Here is a 17,001-nt window from a genome sequence, read left to right as displayed (position 1 = left end):
GAAGGCGCCAGTACCGTAAACCGACACAGGTAGGCGAGATGAGAATTCTAAGACGCGCGGGATAACTCTCGTTAAGGAACTCGGCAAAATGGTCCCGTAACTTCGGGAGAAGGGACGCTCTACATGAGTAGAGCCGCAGTGAATAGGCCCAAACGACTGTTTAGCAAAAACACAGGTCTCTGCTAAATCGCAAGATGACGTATAGGGGCTGACGCCTGCCCGGTGCTGGAAGGTTAAGGGGATGGGTTAGCGCAAGCGAAGCTTTGAACCGAAGCCCCAGTAAACGGCGGCCGTAACTATAACGGTCCTAAGGTAGCGAAATTCCTTGTCGGGTAAGTTCCGACCCGCACGAAAGGCGTAACGATTTGGGCACTGTCTCAACGAGAGACCCGGTGAAATCATAGTACCTGTGAAGATGCAGGTTACCCGCGACAGGACGGAAAGACCCCATGGAGCTTTACTACAGCCTGATATTGAGGCTTTGTGCATGATGTACAGGATAGGCGGGAGACGTCGAGCCCGGAGCGCCAGCTTCGGAGGAGTCACCCTTGGGATACCGCCCTTCATGCATAGAGTCTCTAACTCGCAGCCGTGATCCGGCTGGAGGACCGTGTCAGGCGGGTAGTTTGACTGGGGGCGGTCGCCTCCTAAACAGTAACGGAGGCGCCCAAAGGTTCCCTCAGAATGGTTGGAAATCATTCGTAGAGCGCAAAGGCAGAAGGGAGCTTGACTGCGAGACCTACAAGTCGAGCAGGGACGAAAGTCGGGCTTAGTGATCCGGTGGTTCCGCATGGAAGGGCCATCGCTCAACGGATAAAAGCTACCCTGGGGATAACAGGCTGATCTCCCCCAAGAGTCCACATCGACGGGGAGGTTTGGCACCTCGATGTCGGCTCATCGCATCCTGGGGCTGGAGTAGGTCCCAAGGGTTGGGCTGTTCGCCCATTAAAGCGGTACGCGAGCTGGGTTCAGAACGTCGTGAGACAGTTCGGTCCCTATCCGTCGTGGGCGCAGGAAATTTGAGGAGAGCTGTCCTTAGTACGAGAGGACCGGGATGGACGCACCGCTGGTGTACCAGTTGTTCCGCCAGGAGCATCGCTGGGTAGCTACGTGCGGACGGGATAAATGCTGAAAGCATCTAAGCATGAAGCCCCCTCCAAGATGAGATTTCCCTTTGAGTAATCAAGAAAGACCCCTCAGAGACGATGAGGTAGATAGGTCACGGGTGGAAGCATGGCGACATGTGGAGCTGAGTGATACTAATCGGTCGAGGCCTTGTTCTAGCAGATGCTTGTTGATGACTTCAGTTTTGAGGGCGCGAGCCCGTCGTCTGGTGACGATAGCCAAGTGGTCACACCCGTTCCCATGCCGAACACGGAAGTTAAGCACTTGAACGCCGAAAGTAGTTGGGGGCTTCCCCCTGTGAGGATAGGACGTTGCCAGGCACTTGACCGATCTGCAGATTGCAGGTCGGTCTTTTTGTGTGTAGTCCCGAAAGAAATAGAAAAACTGACAAGTGAACGTCAATCCGTCATCAAGTCAGTTTTAAGACAAGCATCTAGATTAAAAAGAAGGTGTTGTGTCAAGAAGGCGAGACTTGATTTGACGTAATAGCGCTGCAGCCCGCGCTTCAAGAGGTGCTGGTAATTGATTTAAGGAGAAATATTGTAAGTCGAGACTCTCTCCATCTGTCATTTGTAATGTACCGGATACGTCTTTTGCTTGAAAGAGATGAATCACACTGTAGGTTTGGTCACCATTTGGATAACGGAAGAAGTAATCAGGACCAGAAAAGACGTCTAGCAGTTGAACGCTTTGTGCTTGAAGTCCGGTTTCTTCCTGCAACTCACGCATCGCGACTTCTTCAAGTGTCTCACCCGGTTCCATTGAACCACCGGGGAGCCCCCAACTGTGCGTATCCGAACGATATTGAAATAGCAGTTCAAATTGTGAATTCATGACGAGTACGGTCGCGCCTACGCTGATCAACGGTCGATTTCCTACGATTTTTCGTAAATCTAATAAATATCCCATCTGTTCACTCCTTTCGTATCAGTATAGAAGAATATTCATTAGGACAGTTAGTAAAAAGAAATGAGGCAAAAAGACTTGCCAATTTAAAAGACACATGTTATATTAATATCTGTCGAAACGTTATATCATCGCGGGGTGGAGCAGTCTGGTAGCTCGTTGGGCTCATAACCCAAAGGTCGTCGGTTCAAATCCGGCCCCCGCAACCAATTTTTAAATAATCAAATCCGAAACGTTTATCGTCGCGGGGTGGAGCAGTCTGGTAGCTCGTTGGGCTCATAACCCAAAGGTCGTCGGTTCAAATCCGGCCCCCGCAACCAATTTTAAACTTAACTTCAACTTTACTACGAAACGTTCAGCGTTTCGTATTTTTTTTTGCCTTTTTCGTCCGGTACAATAGAGAAGGACGAACAGTACGTATTAAAGGAGGAGACATCGTATGATAGAACTGGAAATGAACAGCTTGGAAGAAACGACTGCCTTAGCTCTTGAACTCGGACGACGTGCTGAAGCAGGAATGGTCATTACGCTTGACGGAGATTTAGGTGCTGGGAAAACGACCTTTACTCAAAGCTTTGCGAAAGGATTAGGTGTGACGCGTCATGTCAATAGCCCTACCTTTACGATCATGAAAGTCTATACGGGACGTCTCCCTCTCTATCATATGGATGTTTATCGCCTGGAAGGTTCCGGTGATGATATCGGACTTGAAGAATATTTGAATGGTGAAGGCGTCGCCGTCGTCGAGTGGTCTGAATTGATTGCGGACAGCCTTCCACCGGAACGGTTGGCAATCACGATTACACGAACGGGTGACGATAGCCGCCGTTTTGAGCTGACACCGATCGGAGAACGATACATTACATTATGTGAGGGATTGAGATCATGAAAATCGTAGCTATTGATACATCGACGAAACAATTATCGGTCGCTCTTTCAGACGGAAAACAGATCATAGCAGAAGCTTCTTACGTCACGTCTTTGAATCATGCGACAAAACTCATGCCGTTGCTTGAGCGCTTGATGGTGGAAGCAAAATGGACACCATCCCAACTGACACGCGTCGTCGTTGCTGACGGTCCTGGTTCTTATACGGGATTACGGATTGGTGCGACAACAGCGAAGACACTTGCCTATACACTCGGTATCGAACTGGTTGCGGTCTCGACACTTGAGTTGATGGCGGCTTCGACAGGTCATACGGGACGTGTTGCAGCGATTCAAGATGCACGACGCGGATCAGGTTTTGTCGGAGTATACGACGCTGGGCAACGAATCGGTGAAGAACAACATGTCGAAATCGCCTCTTTTGTGAAGACGTTAGCGCCAGATACGCTCGTCACAGGAGACGTCGATACATTTGAAGAACTTCTTCAACCATTTGAAAAGGCGGCTCCTGCGTTTCGGACGCCGCGTGCCGGAGTGCTCGCCTTACTCGGTGCAACACGCGAGACAGTCGAAGCGCATACGTTTGAGCCACGTTACCTGCGTCTGGCTGAAGCAGAAGCGAAATGGATCGAGGCACAGCGTCATGAGTAAGGGGATTCGTCGCATGACCGTAAACGATGCTGCAGGTGTTCACGCCGTCGAACTCGAATCGTTTGCGACACCGTGGACACTGGATGCCTTCGAAGCAGAAATGACACAAAATCCGAATGCCTATTATGTCGTTGCCGATCAAGATGGTATCGTCGGGTTTGCTGGTCTGTGGCATATTGCGGATGAAGGACATATTACGAATATTGCCGTCAAGCAGTCGCACCGCGGACAAGGACTTGGGGAAGACTTGCTAACGGCATTGATCGCGGTCGGTCGTGCACTCGATTTACGAGCGATGACACTTGAAGTACGTGTCTCGAACACACCGGCGCGAACCTTATATGAAAAACTCGGATTTCACTATGTTGGTATCCGAAAACGATATTATCAGGACAACAATGAAGATGCTGCCATCTATTGGCTGGAGCTGGAGGGAGAAGACTTATGACACAACCATTGATTCTAGCAATCGAATCGAGCTGCGACGAAACGGCGGCTGCCGTCGTTCGTGGAGGAACCAACGTCTTATCGAATGTCGTCTCGTCTCAAATTGAAAGTCATAAACGATTCGGTGGAGTCGTGCCTGAAGTGGCATCACGACATCATGTCGAACGAATCACATACGTCATCGATGATGCGTTGACGGAAGCAAACGTAACGATCGACGATATCGATGCGATCGCTGTCACGGAAGGTCCCGGACTGGTCGGGGCATTACTCGTTGGTGTCAGTGCGGCAAAGACACTTGCTTTTGCGCATAATAAGCCTTTGATCGGTGTTCATCATATCGCAGGTCATATCTACGCGAATCGTCTCGTACAAGAGCTTGAATTCCCGCTCGTCTGTTTGATTGCATCAGGTGGGCATACGGAACTGATTTACATGCCAGAAGACGGTGTATATGAAGTCATCGGTGAAACACGAGATGATGCAGCAGGGGAAGCCTATGATAAAGTCGCTCGAACATTGAAGTTACCGTATCCAGGTGGTCCACGAATCGATCAGTTGGCACAAACCGGTCAGGATACGTTCCATTTTCCACGCGTCTGGCTCGAGAAGGACTCGTATGACTTTAGCTTCAGCGGTTTAAAGTCAGCGGTCATCAATGCCGTGCATAACGCTGAGCAACGGGGAGAAGTGATCATCCCGGAAGATTTAGCTGCGAGTTTCCAAGCGAGCGTCGTCGAAGTCCTCGTGACGAAGGCGATCCGTGCCGTGAAGGATAAAGGGGGACGCCAACTGCTGCTTGCTGGTGGTGTCGCCGCCAACAAAGGATTACGTAACGGTCTCGAAGCAGCGTGTGCGAAGGAAGGAATCGATCTCGTCATTCCGCCGATGCACTTGTGTGGAGACAATGCGGCGATGATCGGAGCGGCTGCGATTCATCCATATCGCGCGTTACGCTATTCGACACTTGCCATGAATGCAGAACCTGGGCTAGATTTAAAGTAAGGAATCCGAACAACTTGGGGGAAATGGAATGAAAAAAGTCATCATCGCATTGTTAGCGGTACTGGTCATCGTCGCGATCGGACTTCAGGTCCGAGAAATCGTCAACGCATACCAAGTCGCCTATAAGGAAGAACTCGTACCTGATAAGAAAGCGGTCGAGACGAACACGAAACAACGTCCACTTTACGAAATCGGACGAGCAGAAGGGGAAAAAACCCGGATTCAAAAGTTGTACGCTTTTGATCAGACAATCAATGGGAAACTCAGTAACGTCGTCATCGTCGATCGGAAGTACGGTTTAACGAACAAGGCGAGTGATGATTATTTCATGATTGCTCCCGGAACACCAGTGACGAACCAAGAGAAGAAGTCATTCGAACCGATGATTCAAAAGATGGATGCGGAACAAGTCCAAGCAGAAGTGATCTCGAAGCACGAGGTGACAGCTGTTGAAAACAATAAAAAACGGACTGTGACGTTATTTAAGGTCTTTTATAAAGATACGGATCAAAACGAATACCTCTTCTTCATCGAAAAAGAGGGCGGGCTGAAACTCGATCTATTCAAGAAGGGCTACTCACGTCTTTCCAATTACTAATCCATTAAAACAGCGGATTCCTAAAAAGGAGTCCGCTGTTGTTCGTTCATTGCCATTCAGTGATACCGGTCAAGTCATCATAGATGCGATCCGGATCAAGATTTAATTCTTCGACCGGAAGTCCGTTTCGATTGATCCATGCCGTTTTGAAGCCGAAACTCTTTGCCCCGGTGATGTCCCAACCGTTTGAGGACATGAAGAGGATCTCCTCGCGTTTTAAACCGAGTGTGTTCAACGCATGCATATAAGAAGCAGGTGCTGGTTTATAGTGTTTGATGTCATCAACACTGACGAGGTGTTCGAACCGATCGGCTAAACCTGACTGTTCGATCAACGGATCGAGCATATCATGGGAACCATTCGAGAAGACGACCAAACGCTTATGCGCCATCGTCTCGAGAACAGAGCTAACTTCTGGGTACACATCAAGTGTCAGGTACGTCTCCATTAAAGTCGTGATTTGTTCCTCGGTCACATGGAGCTTCAGTTCGAGTAACGTATAACGGAGGGCATCTTGTGTCACTTGGCTGAACGGCACATATTGTCCGTTCAATTGTCGCAAGAAGGAGTACTCCAGTTGTTTCTCTCGCCAGCGTTTACTGATCGCTTCTCCGTGTCCCGGATACAGCTCCTCTGCTTGCTCTTTGACGGAATGGACATCGAATAATGTACCGTAGACGTCAAAGACGAGTGCTTGAATCGTCATAAAAACATTCATCTCACTTTCATAGAGTCTGTTTTAAGAATTCCCTTACATGACGGATTCAAACGATACTTATGAATGCACCTGCTGCAAAAAGCGATGAAACGTCTGTGCGAACGCGCGACAAGCGGCTTGTTTCTCCGGTGTGTTCGGATCAAACTCAATCTTCAAGCCATCCGTGACGATGGTCGCCCCAGCTTCTTTTAATGCGTCTTCAATCAAATCAACGGCTGCGCAGTACTTCGGATAATCAAGATCACCCGAGCCAAAAGCAGCAGCCGGCATCCCGTCTAAAAATTGTTCCCGTAGCTCCTCGACGAAATCTTCTGCTTCATACGGTAAATCACCGTCTCCCCATGTATATGAGCCGAGTAATAGACCATCAAAACGTGATAGATCCTCCCCGACGAATTGATCCAGTTCTGTAATCGTCACGTTGACATCGTGTTGCTCGAGCTCACGTTGAATGATCGAGACGATATCTTCCGTATTACCGGACATGCTGACGAATCCAATTGCAATCTGCATGCATGTTCCTCCTTTCGCTGTACTTCCTTACTTTAATTGATAATGATTATCAATGTCAAAAGATCATATAAAAAAACACCTTCCGAAGAAGATGCTTTTTCATACATTAGTCTTGTAGTTCGGCCCATTCCTCAATGGAACGAATGACCGGTTCGAGTTGACGCCCTTTGTCGGTCAAACTGTATTGAATCTTAATCGGACGATCGGGAATGACAGTCCGGATGACGATGCCTTCCGCTTCGAGCTCCTTCATACGTTCCGTGAGCATACGACCTGATAATTCGGGGATGGCATCTTGAATCTCATTGAAACGACATGTCTTCGTCAACAAGTGACGTAAAATCAGACCTGTCCATTTCTTACCTAAGATTTCAAAGGCATGTTCGACTTTGGGACAAAGAGCCGGTTGGATTGCGACTTCTTCCATCAGCACTCATCCTTTCTATAGTTGTAGTATACCCGCTTCTGCTAAAAAAATCGAATCATTTTACTTAATGTAACAAAAAGAACTAAAACAAATCTATTTACTTTTAGTAAGTGATAAGATATAGTCTGTTTATCGAGTTACTTAAAGTAACTTAAAAACATTAGGTAAAAGGAGAAGAGAGAAATGATGGATACAGGACTTTTAATCATTCGTTTAATCATCGGTTTAACATTTGCTGCACACGGTACACAAAAATTATTTGGTTGGTTTGGTGGACACGGCATCGCTGGAACAGGCGGTTGGTTCGAATCAATCGGCATGAAGCCAGGGAAAGCACTCGCAATTACAGCGGGTCTTGCTGAATTAATCGGTGGATTATTGTTTGCAGGCGGTGTATTCCTCTGGATCGCTGCAATCCTCATCATCGGTTCGATGCTTGTCGCGATCGTTAAAGTACACGGTGCGAATGGTTACTGGGTGACGCAGAACGGGTACGAATACAACATGGCATTGATCGTCATCGCCCTTGGAGTGGCGATGATCGGTGCTGGAGACTATTCACTCGCTGCACTCATCGGGTGAGGAAAAAGGTGGGTCATTCATGAAGTTCGAGGCATCAACGCTTAGCGCAAAAGACAATTATAAATTACTGATCGGAAGCATCATTCCGCGTCCGATTGCCTTCGTGACGACGCTAGGGGAAGACGGGACGGTCAACGCCGCCCCCTTTTCCTTCTTTACGGTCGCATCAAGTAGTCCGCCACAACTGGTGATTGCCGTACAACGGACGGATCAGGGACAAAAGGATACGGCACGTAATATCCTAGCAAAACAAAGCTATGTCATCCATATCGTCAGCGAAGAAATCGTCGACGCAGTCAATGAGACGGCTGCGCCACTCGCTTACGGTGAAAGTGAACTCGAACGGACGGATTTAACGCTCGTCGATAGCGATGCAATCGACGTGCCCGGAATCGCGGAAGCGAAAATCCGGTTCGAGATGCGCTTAACGCAACACGTCGAGCTAGAAGGTGCCGATCTGTTGATCGGGGAAGTACTGCGCTATCACCTCGCGGATGAACTCGTCGAGTCGTTCCGGATTGACGCAGCAGGATTGAAGGCTGTCGCTCGTTTAGCAGGGAATGATTATGCGACGATCGGGAAGACGTTTACGATTGCCCGACCGACAAAATGATAGTAGTGTGAATGCTCGATTCATCGTACGATTCGTTTTGATTCAAACAAAAGGAGTGGAGATACCGGTCTAGCTACCGGAATCTCCACTCCTTTTTCTCATGTCGTTCATCTGATTCATCGATCGGACTTCAAGGTTGCGAATCGATTTCGTTTGAAGAGGCTTCAAGACCATGACGTTTACTGTACTGATAGCCATCGAGCAAATAAAAGACGATTGCGAGTGCCCAAATGCCGACACAGCTGATCAAGAAAGCGGTGAGCGGTGAGACACTACCGTAATACGATAGGATCAACGGGTCAGTGAGTTCGACGAATAGCTGTGTCGTCAGGAGCGTACAGCATAATCCCGAGAGTAAACTGACGAAAAGACCGCTCCATGTCTGGATGACGAGACCAATCATACAAGAAATCAGGAGAAACAAAGGAAGCGCGGCATTAAAAGCATCCGGCCGGATGAAGGTCGACACGTAGTCCGCATACATCGGTACGAAATAAAGGATGCCGGATAGCAGTCCTTGAATCAAGTTAATGAAAAAGCTTTTCGTCCGCATCAGTGTTGGTTCTCCCATCGTTCCATCAATTCGAGTAGATCGACATCGATCTGGTCCCGTTCCGCAGATAACGCTGTCGCTTTTGGAATATCATTAAAGACTTCCGGTTCGCAAAGCAACTGTTCGATTTCCGCTGAACGCTGTTCGAGCCGTTCAATATCTTGTTCGAGTTGTTCGATTTGCTGACGGCGTTTTTTTTCTTCTTTCTGTGCTTCTTTGTCGATCGTCTTCGATGCCGTGACTTTTGCCGCTTTTGCCTCTTCGGCTTCAAGGCGAGCGATTTCTTCTTGTTCGGCCTTCTTCTCTGTGTAGTACGAATAATCGCCGAGGTATTCTGTCACACCAGCTTCACTCATCTCGATGACGCGTGTCGCGATCCGATCGATGAAGTAGCGGTCATGGGAGACGAAGAGTAGCGTACCTTCATAGTCGACGAGAGCGTTCTCAAGGACCATCTTCGAATCAAGATCCAAGTGGTTCGTTGGCTCGTCAAGGATGAGGACGTTAGTCTTCCGGAGTTTCAGTTTTGCGAGCGCGAGACGTCCGCGTTCGCCACCAGACAATTCATGAACGATTTTGAAGACATCGTCGCCGCTGAACAGGAATTGTCCGAGCACAGAACGGACTTCTTGTTCGCGCATCAGTGGCCATTCGTTCCAAATCTCATCGATGACACGGTTCCGGTCATTGAGTTCCGCTTGCTCTTGATCGTAATACCCGATCGAGACGCCAGTTCCGAAACGGAAATCACCGAAGAGAGGACGTAAACGACCGACGAGGACTTTTAAGAGCGTCGACTTCCCGATTCCGTTCGGTCCGACGAGTGCCAGTGATTCGCCGCGTTGCAAGCGGAACGTGATGTCTTTTGAGACAGCTTCTTCGTAACCGATTGCCAATTGATTGACTTGAAGAACGTCATTCCCGCTCTGTTTTTCGATTGGGAAGGAGAGGACCGTACTGCGTTCATCTCCATCTGGTCGATCGAGCCGGTCGACCTTCTCGAGCCGTTTTCGAACGCTTTGAGCACGCTTTGTCGTCGTCGCCCGAGCGATGTTTCGTTGAATGAAGTCCTGCATCTTTGCGATTTCTTCTTGCTGCTGTTCGAACTGCTTCATTTCCTGGTCGTATAAGGCTGCTTTTTGTTCCAAGTACTTCGTATAGTTCCCCGTGAACTTACGACAGACATTGCGCGACAATTCATAGACGACATTGACGACTTGGTCGAGGAAGTACCGGTCGTGCGAGACGATCAGGACGGCACCACGATAACCACCGAGGTAGCTTTCAAGCCAAGCGAGCGTATCGATGTCAAGGTGGTTGGTCGGCTCATCGAGAATGAGAAGTTCTGGTGCTTGTAAGAGCATCTTCGCTAAGGCGAGCCGTGTCCGTTGACCCCCGGACAATGTCTGAATCCGGCGCGAGTAATCATCCGGATAAAAGCGCATGCCGTGCAGGACGGAGCGGATATTCGCTTCGAACTGATAACCACCGGCTTCTGAGAAGTCGTGTTGCGCTTGATCATACGTCTTCAAGAGACGATCGTACGCGACCGGGTCGTTCAAGATATGCTCCATGCCCATTTCGATTTCCATCCGGCGCAGTGTTCGTTCTTGTTCTTGCAGATGTTCAAAGACGGTCAGCATCTCGTTCCAGATCGTCTCGTTCGATTCGAGACCACTGTCCTGCGCGAGATAACCGATTTTGACATCTTTACCTTTCATGATGTCACCCGAGTCATGACTGAGTTCGCCAGCAATGATTTTGAGCAAGGTCGATTTACCGGCACCGTTTCGTCCGACGAGCGCAATCCGATCGCGCTCCTGTACTTCTAGTTTGATATTTTCTAAAATCGGCTCGACGCCGAATGATTTCGAGAGTTGGTTGACTTGTAAGAGTATCATTTCCATCCATCCTTCCACCCTTTAGTCTATCACGAACAAAAGCGCGAGGTCCTGCGGAATATATTATTTGTGACTCTATGTGAAGTGGTTTACAATCAAGGAGAGTAGAAAGCTTTTTGCAAAGATTTGGGTGCCACGATGGATGTGGCCGAAGGGGGAACTGCAGGATGAATGGACCAGACACAAAAATTCCACAAGCGACAGCAAAACGGTTGCCGCTATATTATCGTTTCATCCAAAGTTTATACAATTCAGGTAAGCTCCGCGTCTCTTCTGCTGAGTTAAGCGAGGCGGTGAAGGTTGATTCAGCAACGATTCGTCGCGACTTTTCCTACTTTGGGGCACTAGGGAAGAAGGGGTATGGATATAACGTTCAACATCTCTTAACGTTTTTCCGGAAAACCTTGAATCAAGATGAGGTGACGAATGTTGCCTTGATCGGGGTCGGTCATCTCGGAACAGCGTTTGCAAATTATAACTTTTTAAAGAATAATAGTACTCGGATAGTCGTTGCGTTTGATGCGGACGAAGAGAAGGTCGGAACAACGACGCATGACGTTCCAATCTATCATGTTTCGGACATGAAAGAACAAATCGAAGCGAATCAGGTCGATGTCGCCATCTTGACGGTTCCATCCCAGTTCGCACAGTCAGTAGCGGATGAGTTAGTCGAGTATGGTGTGACAGGCATTCTGAACTTCACGCCTGCACGGTTGAACGTGCCAGCGAGCGTTCGGGTTCATCACATCGATTTATCGATCGAGTTGCAGTCGTTAGTTTATTTCATGAAGCATTATTCGCAATCAGCTGAAGGAGTGAAATCATAATGGAAAACCTTATCCCGCTCACGTTAGGTATCGGACCTGCGAGTATCGGATTAATTGCTGTCGTCGCGTTGATCATCTTCGGACCGAAGAAGTTACCGGAATTCGGTCGTGCTGCCGGTCAAACATTGAAAGAGTTCAAGAATGCCACGAACGGCATCATGGACGACGATAAAAAGGACGAACCGAAAGAGAAGTGATTGAATCATGACGGTTGATCAAGAACAAAGCATGACGTCGCACCTAGACGAACTGCGTAAGCGGATTGTCTGGTCGCTCCTCATCGTCGTCGTCCTGTTCGCTGTCGCATTTCCGCTCGTCCGACCGCTCGTCCGTTTTCTGCAAGCGGACTTAAAAGAGCTCGGTATCGGATTAAATGCCTTCAACGTCGCCGATCCTTTAATGTTGTATTTGAATCTTGCGTTCATCATCGCGCTGATTTTAGCGTCACCGTTCTGGATGTATCAACTGTGGGCATTCGTCCGACCAGGGCTTTATGAAAAGGAACAAAAAGCAACACTGACATATATTCCAGTCATCTTCTTTCTATTTTTGGCTGGTGTAGCCTTCTCGTATTTCTGGTTGCTTCCTTTCTTGCTCGAAGTCTCAACGAATCTCGGGAAAGAATTGGGGATCGAGCAAGTCATCGGGGTCGAAAACTACTTCAGTTTCTTGATCCGGTTGACGATGCCGTTTGGTCTTCTCTTCCAATTGCCGGTCGTGACGATGTTCCTGACACGTCTTGGTCTTGTGACGCCATATTTCATGCGAAAGAATCGGAAATATGCGTATTTCGCGCTGTTCGTCATTGCGGCATTGATCGCACCGCCGGACGTGACGTCACACTTGATGATCTCAGTGCCGTTGTTCGTTCTCTATGAAATCAGTATCTTGATTTCTGCGCGGACGTATAAAAAGGTCTTGATCCTCGAGCAACAGGCAGAGCTTGAACGACAGGCGGATTTGATGCGTGAATTGAATAAATGAATCGTGAATTCCTTCCAGCAATTTCGGGAGGAATTCTTTTTTATGAAAGCGTTATGTTTATATTGATAAAGCAGTTAGCGATGCGTATACTAAAGATAATTCATGGGGGCTTAGCTCAGCTGGGAGAGCGTTTGGCTGGCAGCCAAAAGGTCGTCGGTTCGATCCCGATAGTCTCCACCAAGTGCATACGTTCAACTCCTCGAGTGCTCGAGGAGTTTTTTTATGTTCCCAGTTAAATTCCTTCCAAATATAAAATGTCACCAAAAAGAAATAAATTAAAAAAATAGACAAATATAAATTGTTTATTTCCATTAACTTCATTAAACTAAAAATACAGAATTTTCTTTAAACTGCTTTATTAGTATTACTACTATGGTTTTACAGAAAAGGGGAAACGAACGCATGAAGAAGAAGATTGCACTTATGGCAGCCGTCTTAATGACGTCTTCCAATCTAGTCAGTGCGCAAGGTGCACTGTCCTCGCAAGACAAAGCGACGGGTCAAAAACCGCAGGCGCTCTCACTGAAGAAATCGGGGCAAGAAAAGAACTACAAACAATCGGATAAAGTCCGAGTCGTCATCGAGATGGAACAAAAACCGGCGATTCAAATCGCCCAAGCTCAAAACAAGCGGTATAGCACATTGAGTAATGCCGAAAAGGAATCGATCAAGGATCGACTCGTCAGCGTCCAAAAATCAGTCAAGTCAGCTATCGCTAAAAAGGCGATTCCTGTTACATATAAAGAAAGCTTCACAACCGTCATCAACGGATTCAGTGGTGAAGTGAAGTTCGGTGACATCGAAGATATCAAACAACTCGAAGGAGTCAAAAGTGTACATATCGCGCACGAATATGCGCGCCCAACCGTCGATAAAGGTGCCAAGCCAGACATGCTGTACAGCAAGGACATGGTCAATGCGAAGGAAACGTGGCAGGACTATGGCTTCAAAGGGGAAGGAACCGTCGTCGCGGTCATCGATACGGGGATTGATCCATCGCACAAGGACATGGTCTTGAGTCCAGAGACAAAGGTGGATTTAACCTCTTCGAAGGTCGAGAGTGCGAAAGAAACAAAAGGCTTAAAAGGAAAGTACTTCACGGAAAAAGTACCGTACGGCTATAACTATGCCGATCACGACAGCGAAATCCGTGACTTAGGTGCGGGGGCATCGATGCACGGGATGCACGTCGCAGGTACGGTCGGAGCAAACGGGGATGAAGCGAACGGCGGCATTAAAGGGGTCGCTCCAGAAACACAGCTCCTTGCGATGAAGGTCTTCGGTAACGATCCAGGGATGCCATCGACATTTAGTGATATCTACATCAAAGCAATCGATGATGCCATCGCACTTGGAGCGGACGTCATCAACATGAGCCTGGGTTCGACGGCATCGTTCGTCAACGCAGATGATCCGGAGCAACGCGCGATCGTCAACGCGATGAACAACGGTATCTTGTGTGCGATCTCTGCTGGTAACTCGGCGTTTGCAGGTCATGGTGCGGGTAATCCATATACAGCAAACCCGGATATCGGTGTCGTTGGTGCACCAGGATTGACGAGCCAGGCGCTCCAAGTCGCGTCACTCGAAAATACGAAATTGACGCTTGAAGGCATGGCGCTGACGATCGACGGTCAGGATGCCGGTTATTTGGCATACCAAAAACAAGATTCGCCGAATCCGATTGCCGTCTTCGATAAAGAGAAGAAGGATGTCGTGTATGTCGGTGACGGTCAAGCTTCGAACTATGAAGGTAAAGACGTCAAAGGGAAACTCGTCTTCGTCGTGCGAACAGGTGATTTTAACTACAGCATGATTCAAGCAGAAGCTGAGAAGCAAGGCGCAGCAGGTGTCATCGTCCGTGGTAAAATCGATCATGGGGATTACGTCAGCATGGCGCTCAACAATCCGACGATTCCACTCGTGACGCTTAGCATCGCGGACGGGAATGATCTCGAAGCAAAAGCAAAAGAAGGCAAGGCAATCGCAGTGACATTTGACGGAAAAGCGGTCTCAACCGATAACCCGGTCGCAGGACAAATGTCTGACTTCACGTCATGGGGTGTCACGCCAAGCCTTGACTTCAAGCCGGAAATCACGGCACCAGGTGGGAAAATCTATTCGACGCTTAATGATAACGAGTATGGCGTCATGAGCGGTACATCGATGGCAGCACCACACGTCGCTGGAGGAACAGCACTCGTCATGCAACGGATTGCGAAGGACTTCAAAGTCACTGGTGCAACACGCGTTAAACTCGCCAAAAACATCTTGATGAATACATCGCGTCCGCAACTCGATCAAGGAAAATACAACGCACAATTGAAAACAGGCAACTTCTACTCCCCACGTCGTGAGGGAGCTGGACTGATGGATCTTCGTGCTGCGATGAAGACACCAGTCGTCATCACAGAGACAAAGTCAGGTGAAGGCAAGGCATCCTTGAAGGAAGTCGGCGAGAAGTTCACATTCACGCTTGATTTAAAAAACTACAGCAATGAAAAAGTGACGTATAAGCTAGCGGGAACGGTTCAATCAGATCTCGGTGCAAAAGGATCGAACTTCCTTGAAGCAAATGGAATCTTCAAAAAAGGAACGATCGGTACGGTAGATGCCAACACAGGCACATACCCGATCTCATTTGCAGTCGGCTCGAAGAAAGCGAGTTCAGTCTCGATTAATCCGAAGAGCTCAACGAAAGTCAGCGTGTCAGTCGATTTGAAGAACACAACTGACTGGGCGAACGAGCTTCCGCTTGAACAAGTCTTTAAAAACGGCTACTTCGTCGAAGGATTCGTCCGTCTGATCGATACGAAGAGCAAAAATCCAGAACTGACAGTTCCTTATGTTGGGTTCAAAGGAAAATGGGATCAAGCTCCGATTTTAGATGCACCATTGTACGATAAAAACAACACGTTCTATGGATTGACAGGTCTAGCGACTGAAGTGAAGGATGATTTCGAATTCCTTGGTACGAATGCCGCTGGAAAAGTTGTCGCGAACAAAGTCTCGTTCTCACCGAACAACGACGGTAGCGCAGATGAAGCTTTCCCGATCATCTCATTCCTTCGCAATGCGAAAAAAGTCGAGTATTCGATTCTTGACCGGAATAAAACAACACTTCAGAAGCTTGATATGCAAACGGACGTCGTCAAGAACTACTACGACAGCGGTTCAGAGGACGGCTACACACCAGTCACAAGCGCTGCTTGGGACGGAACGATCAACGGGAAACCGGTCAAAGATGGTCTTTACTACTACAAAGTCAAATCGGTGATCGATTATCCGAACGCAAAATGGCAGACGAATCTCTTCCCAGTCTATGTCGATACGAAAAAACCAGCAGCTACTGTGAAATGGGATGCTGCGAAATCAACACTTTCATGGACAGCAGGCGACCAAGGAACAGGAGTTGCGTCATACGATATCCTCGTCAATGGCAAGAGTGTCTTAAAGCAACCACTTGCCGCAACAGAAAAAGCGTACACGTTGACGGATCTGCCGGAGCGCGCGAAGATTGCCTTCGTCGTCAAAGACTATGCTGGAAACAGTGTGAAAAAAGACGTCAACACGACAGGCGTTGATAAAGCCGTACCAAATGTTCAAATCGATACACCGGTCGCTCTTGGTCTTGCAACATCAAAAGTCATCAATATCGCGGGTCATGTCTCTGATGAGTCAGGTATCAAATCGTTCAAGATCAACGGAAAAACTGTTAAACTGCGTTTCGATGCAGCCCAACAAAACTATGCGTTCAGCCATGACGTGACGTACACGACAGATGGCGTCAAGTCATTCAAGGTCGAAGCATACGATGGAAAAGGAAATCGTGTGGCGTTCAACCGTCAAGTCATCATCGACACAGAATTACCAACGATTCGCGTCACAGCACCAAAAACCGTCTCAAGTAAAACAAAAACAGCTGAGATGAAGATCGTACTTCGCGATAACTACAGCGAATTACGCTTCGACTTCAATGGTAGCGCGGAATACCGCCGGACGTTCAAAGAACCGTACGTCATGAAAGCCTTCAAAAAGACGATCACGAAAAAAGTGACGCTCAAAAAAGGAAAAAACACGTACAACTTGAAACTGAAGGATCTTGGTGGACACGTCGTTACAAAAACAGTCGTCATCACGAAAAAATAAGTTAACAATGAACAAGCCAGGCGGAAATCCGTCTGGCTTTTCGTTGTGTGTCGAAGCGCCTTGAAGGGTTTATGAGACGAGTGGAGCGGGAAATTTAAGAGCAGAAACAATTAG

At 48.1% G+C, this 17,001-nt stretch carries 17 protein-coding genes, 3 tRNA genes and 2 rRNA genes (1 of these 22 cut by a window edge); 16 read left to right on the top strand and 6 right to left on the bottom strand.

Annotation, left to right across the window (positions count from 1 at the left end; genetic code table 11):
• Together VJ374_RS14775 and rrf are read left to right on the top strand one after the other, a co-directional pair.
• Positions 1 to 1,283, top strand: a 23S ribosomal RNA gene (locus VJ374_RS14775) (it extends 1,633 nt beyond the left edge of the window).
• Between the two features lie 46 nt (positions 1,284 to 1,329).
• A 5S ribosomal RNA gene (rrf, locus tag VJ374_RS14770) occupies positions 1,330 to 1,445 on the top strand.
• Positions 1,446 to 1,563: 118 nt separating this feature from the next.
• Here the strand turns inward: rrf and VJ374_RS14765 are convergent.
• Positions 1,564 to 2,034 (bottom strand): NUDIX hydrolase, encoded by a 471-nt coding sequence (locus tag VJ374_RS14765; RefSeq protein WP_214852004.1) that lies wholly within the window; start codon positions 2,032 to 2,034, stop codon positions 1,564 to 1,566.
• A gap of 129 nt (positions 2,035 to 2,163) precedes the next feature.
• Between VJ374_RS14765 and VJ374_RS14760 the strand changes: the two genes are divergently transcribed.
• The 7 genes from VJ374_RS14760 (at position 2,164) to VJ374_RS14730 (ending at position 5,620) form a co-directional block, all read left to right on the top strand.
• Positions 2,164 to 2,240, top strand: a tRNA-Met gene (locus VJ374_RS14760).
• A gap of 34 nt (positions 2,241 to 2,274) precedes the next feature.
• Positions 2,275 to 2,351, top strand: a tRNA-Met gene (locus VJ374_RS14755).
• A 119-nt stretch (positions 2,352 to 2,470) separates the two neighbouring features.
• Entirely contained in the window at positions 2,471 to 2,920 is a 450-nt protein-coding gene (tsaE, locus tag VJ374_RS14750) for a tRNA (adenosine(37)-N6)-threonylcarbamoyltransferase complex ATPase subunit type 1 TsaE (protein ID WP_035410846.1), read from the top strand.
• Positions 2,917 to 3,570, top strand: coding sequence for a tRNA (adenosine(37)-N6)-threonylcarbamoyltransferase complex dimerization subunit type 1 TsaB (gene tsaB, locus VJ374_RS14745; protein WP_290753153.1), 654 nt, complete (start codon positions 2,917 to 2,919; stop codon positions 3,568 to 3,570). The genes tsaE and tsaB overlap by 4 nt, the downstream gene beginning before the upstream one ends.
• A 13-nt stretch (positions 3,571 to 3,583) precedes the next feature.
• Positions 3,584 to 4,018: a ribosomal protein S18-alanine N-acetyltransferase gene (rimI, locus tag VJ374_RS14740; protein WP_035410841.1), complete on the top strand. Its 435-nt coding sequence runs from the start codon at positions 3,584 to 3,586 to the stop codon at positions 4,016 to 4,018.
• Entirely contained in the window at positions 4,015 to 5,022 is a 1,008-nt protein-coding gene (tsaD, locus tag VJ374_RS14735; protein ID WP_035410838.1) for a tRNA (adenosine(37)-N6)-threonylcarbamoyltransferase complex transferase subunit TsaD, read from the top strand. The genes rimI and tsaD overlap by 4 nt, the downstream gene beginning before the upstream one ends.
• A 28-nt stretch (positions 5,023 to 5,050) precedes the next feature.
• Positions 5,051 to 5,620 (top strand): hypothetical protein, encoded by a 570-nt coding sequence (locus tag VJ374_RS14730; protein ID WP_035410835.1) that lies wholly within the window; start codon positions 5,051 to 5,053, stop codon positions 5,618 to 5,620.
• A 46-nt stretch (positions 5,621 to 5,666) separates the two neighbouring features.
• Here the strand turns inward: VJ374_RS14730 and VJ374_RS14725 are convergent, their stop codons facing one another.
• The 3 genes from VJ374_RS14725 to VJ374_RS14715 form a co-directional block, all read right to left on the bottom strand.
• Complete coding sequence (locus VJ374_RS14725; RefSeq protein WP_155960190.1) at positions 5,667 to 6,338, bottom strand: haloacid dehalogenase type II; 672 nt, start codon at positions 6,336 to 6,338, stop codon at positions 5,667 to 5,669.
• A 57-nt stretch (positions 6,339 to 6,395) separates the two neighbouring features.
• Positions 6,396 to 6,851, bottom strand: coding sequence for a flavodoxin (locus VJ374_RS14720; protein ID WP_035410828.1), 456 nt, complete (start codon positions 6,849 to 6,851; stop codon positions 6,396 to 6,398).
• A gap of 106 nt (positions 6,852 to 6,957) precedes the next feature.
• Positions 6,958 to 7,278, bottom strand: a complete 321-nt coding sequence (locus VJ374_RS14715) for a winged helix-turn-helix transcriptional regulator (protein ID WP_023469609.1) — start codon at positions 7,276 to 7,278, stop codon at positions 6,958 to 6,960.
• A 183-nt stretch (positions 7,279 to 7,461) separates the two neighbouring features.
• On the opposite strand from VJ374_RS14715, the gene VJ374_RS14710 reads away from it, so the two are divergent.
• Both VJ374_RS14710 and VJ374_RS14705 read left to right on the top strand, forming a co-directional pair.
• Positions 7,462 to 7,860, top strand: coding sequence for a DoxX family protein (locus tag VJ374_RS14710; RefSeq protein WP_035410825.1), 399 nt, complete (start codon positions 7,462 to 7,464; stop codon positions 7,858 to 7,860).
• Positions 7,861 to 7,879: 19 nt separating this feature from the next.
• Positions 7,880 to 8,473 (top strand): flavin reductase family protein, encoded by a 594-nt coding sequence (locus VJ374_RS14705; RefSeq protein ID WP_329469415.1) that lies wholly within the window; start codon positions 7,880 to 7,882, stop codon positions 8,471 to 8,473.
• 130 nt (positions 8,474 to 8,603) lie between these two features.
• Here the strand turns inward: VJ374_RS14705 and VJ374_RS14700 are convergent, their stop codons facing one another.
• Entirely contained in the window at positions 8,604 to 9,044 is a 441-nt protein-coding gene (locus VJ374_RS14700) for a hypothetical protein (RefSeq protein ID WP_308102086.1), read from the bottom strand.
• Positions 9,026 to 10,927 (bottom strand): ATP-binding cassette domain-containing protein, encoded by a 1,902-nt coding sequence (locus tag VJ374_RS14695; RefSeq protein WP_035410903.1) that lies wholly within the window; start codon positions 10,925 to 10,927, stop codon positions 9,026 to 9,028. Before VJ374_RS14695 ends, VJ374_RS14700 begins: the two co-directional genes overlap by 19 nt.
• A 167-nt stretch (positions 10,928 to 11,094) precedes the next feature.
• Between VJ374_RS14695 and VJ374_RS14690 the strand changes: the two genes are divergently transcribed.
• From VJ374_RS14690 to VJ374_RS14670, 5 genes are all read left to right on the top strand, one after another.
• The gene (locus VJ374_RS14690) at positions 11,095 to 11,754 is read left to right on the top strand and encodes a redox-sensing transcriptional repressor Rex (protein WP_023469604.1); all 660 of its coding nucleotides are present in this window, start codon (positions 11,095 to 11,097) and stop codon (positions 11,752 to 11,754) included.
• Positions 11,754 to 11,951 (top strand): twin-arginine translocase TatA/TatE family subunit, encoded by a 198-nt coding sequence (locus tag VJ374_RS14685; RefSeq protein WP_029342825.1) that lies wholly within the window; start codon positions 11,754 to 11,756, stop codon positions 11,949 to 11,951. Before VJ374_RS14690 ends, VJ374_RS14685 begins: the two co-directional genes overlap by 1 nt.
• 7 nt (positions 11,952 to 11,958) lie before the next feature.
• Positions 11,959 to 12,738, top strand: a complete 780-nt coding sequence (gene tatC, locus VJ374_RS14680; protein WP_329469409.1) for a twin-arginine translocase subunit TatC — start codon at positions 11,959 to 11,961, stop codon at positions 12,736 to 12,738.
• Positions 12,739 to 12,842: 104 nt separating this feature from the next.
• Positions 12,843 to 12,918, top strand: a tRNA-Ala gene (locus VJ374_RS14675).
• A 222-nt stretch (positions 12,919 to 13,140) separates the two neighbouring features.
• Complete coding sequence (locus VJ374_RS14670) at positions 13,141 to 16,887, top strand: S8 family serine peptidase (protein WP_329469407.1); 3,747 nt, start codon at positions 13,141 to 13,143, stop codon at positions 16,885 to 16,887.
• The last annotated feature ends 114 nt before the right edge of the window (positions 16,888 to 17,001 follow it).

It is taken from the genome of Exiguobacterium sp. 9-2 (assembly GCF_036287235.1).
GTDB lineage: Bacteria > Bacillota > Bacilli > Exiguobacteriales > Exiguobacteriaceae > Exiguobacterium_A.
The sequence above is the reverse complement of the archived record's forward strand: the minus strand, read 5'-3'. Positions and strand labels throughout refer to the sequence as shown.

Coding starts and splice junctions, on each gene's coding strand:
- VJ374_RS14765 (WP_214852004.1), bottom strand. CDS start 2,034: ATGGGATATTTATTAGATTTACGAAAAATCGTAGGAAATCGACCGTTG.
- tsaE (WP_035410846.1), top strand. CDS start 2,471: ATGATAGAACTGGAAATGAACAGCTTGGAAGAAACGACTGCCTTAGCT.
- tsaB (WP_290753153.1), top strand. CDS start 2,917: ATGAAAATCGTAGCTATTGATACATCGACGAAACAATTATCGGTCGCT.
- rimI (WP_035410841.1), top strand. CDS start 3,584: ATGACCGTAAACGATGCTGCAGGTGTTCACGCCGTCGAACTCGAATCG.
- tsaD (WP_035410838.1), top strand. CDS start 4,015: ATGACACAACCATTGATTCTAGCAATCGAATCGAGCTGCGACGAAACG.
- VJ374_RS14730 (WP_035410835.1), top strand. CDS start 5,051: ATGAAAAAAGTCATCATCGCATTGTTAGCGGTACTGGTCATCGTCGCG.
- VJ374_RS14725 (WP_155960190.1), bottom strand. CDS start 6,338: ATGAATGTTTTTATGACGATTCAAGCACTCGTCTTTGACGTCTACGGT.
- VJ374_RS14720 (WP_035410828.1), bottom strand. CDS start 6,851: ATGCAGATTGCAATTGGATTCGTCAGCATGTCCGGTAATACGGAAGAT.
- VJ374_RS14715 (WP_023469609.1), bottom strand. CDS start 7,278: ATGGAAGAAGTCGCAATCCAACCGGCTCTTTGTCCCAAAGTCGAACAT.
- VJ374_RS14710 (WP_035410825.1), top strand. CDS start 7,462: ATGATGGATACAGGACTTTTAATCATTCGTTTAATCATCGGTTTAACA.
- VJ374_RS14705 (WP_329469415.1), top strand. CDS start 7,880: ATGAAGTTCGAGGCATCAACGCTTAGCGCAAAAGACAATTATAAATTA.
- VJ374_RS14700 (WP_308102086.1), bottom strand. CDS start 9,044: ATGGGAGAACCAACACTGATGCGGACGAAAAGCTTTTTCATTAACTTG.
- VJ374_RS14695 (WP_035410903.1), bottom strand. CDS start 10,927: ATGATACTCTTACAAGTCAACCAACTCTCGAAATCATTCGGCGTCGAG.
- VJ374_RS14690 (WP_023469604.1), top strand. CDS start 11,095: ATGAATGGACCAGACACAAAAATTCCACAAGCGACAGCAAAACGGTTG.
- VJ374_RS14685 (WP_029342825.1), top strand. CDS start 11,754: ATGGAAAACCTTATCCCGCTCACGTTAGGTATCGGACCTGCGAGTATC.
- tatC (WP_329469409.1), top strand. CDS start 11,959: ATGACGGTTGATCAAGAACAAAGCATGACGTCGCACCTAGACGAACTG.
- VJ374_RS14670 (WP_329469407.1), top strand. CDS start 13,141: ATGAAGAAGAAGATTGCACTTATGGCAGCCGTCTTAATGACGTCTTCC.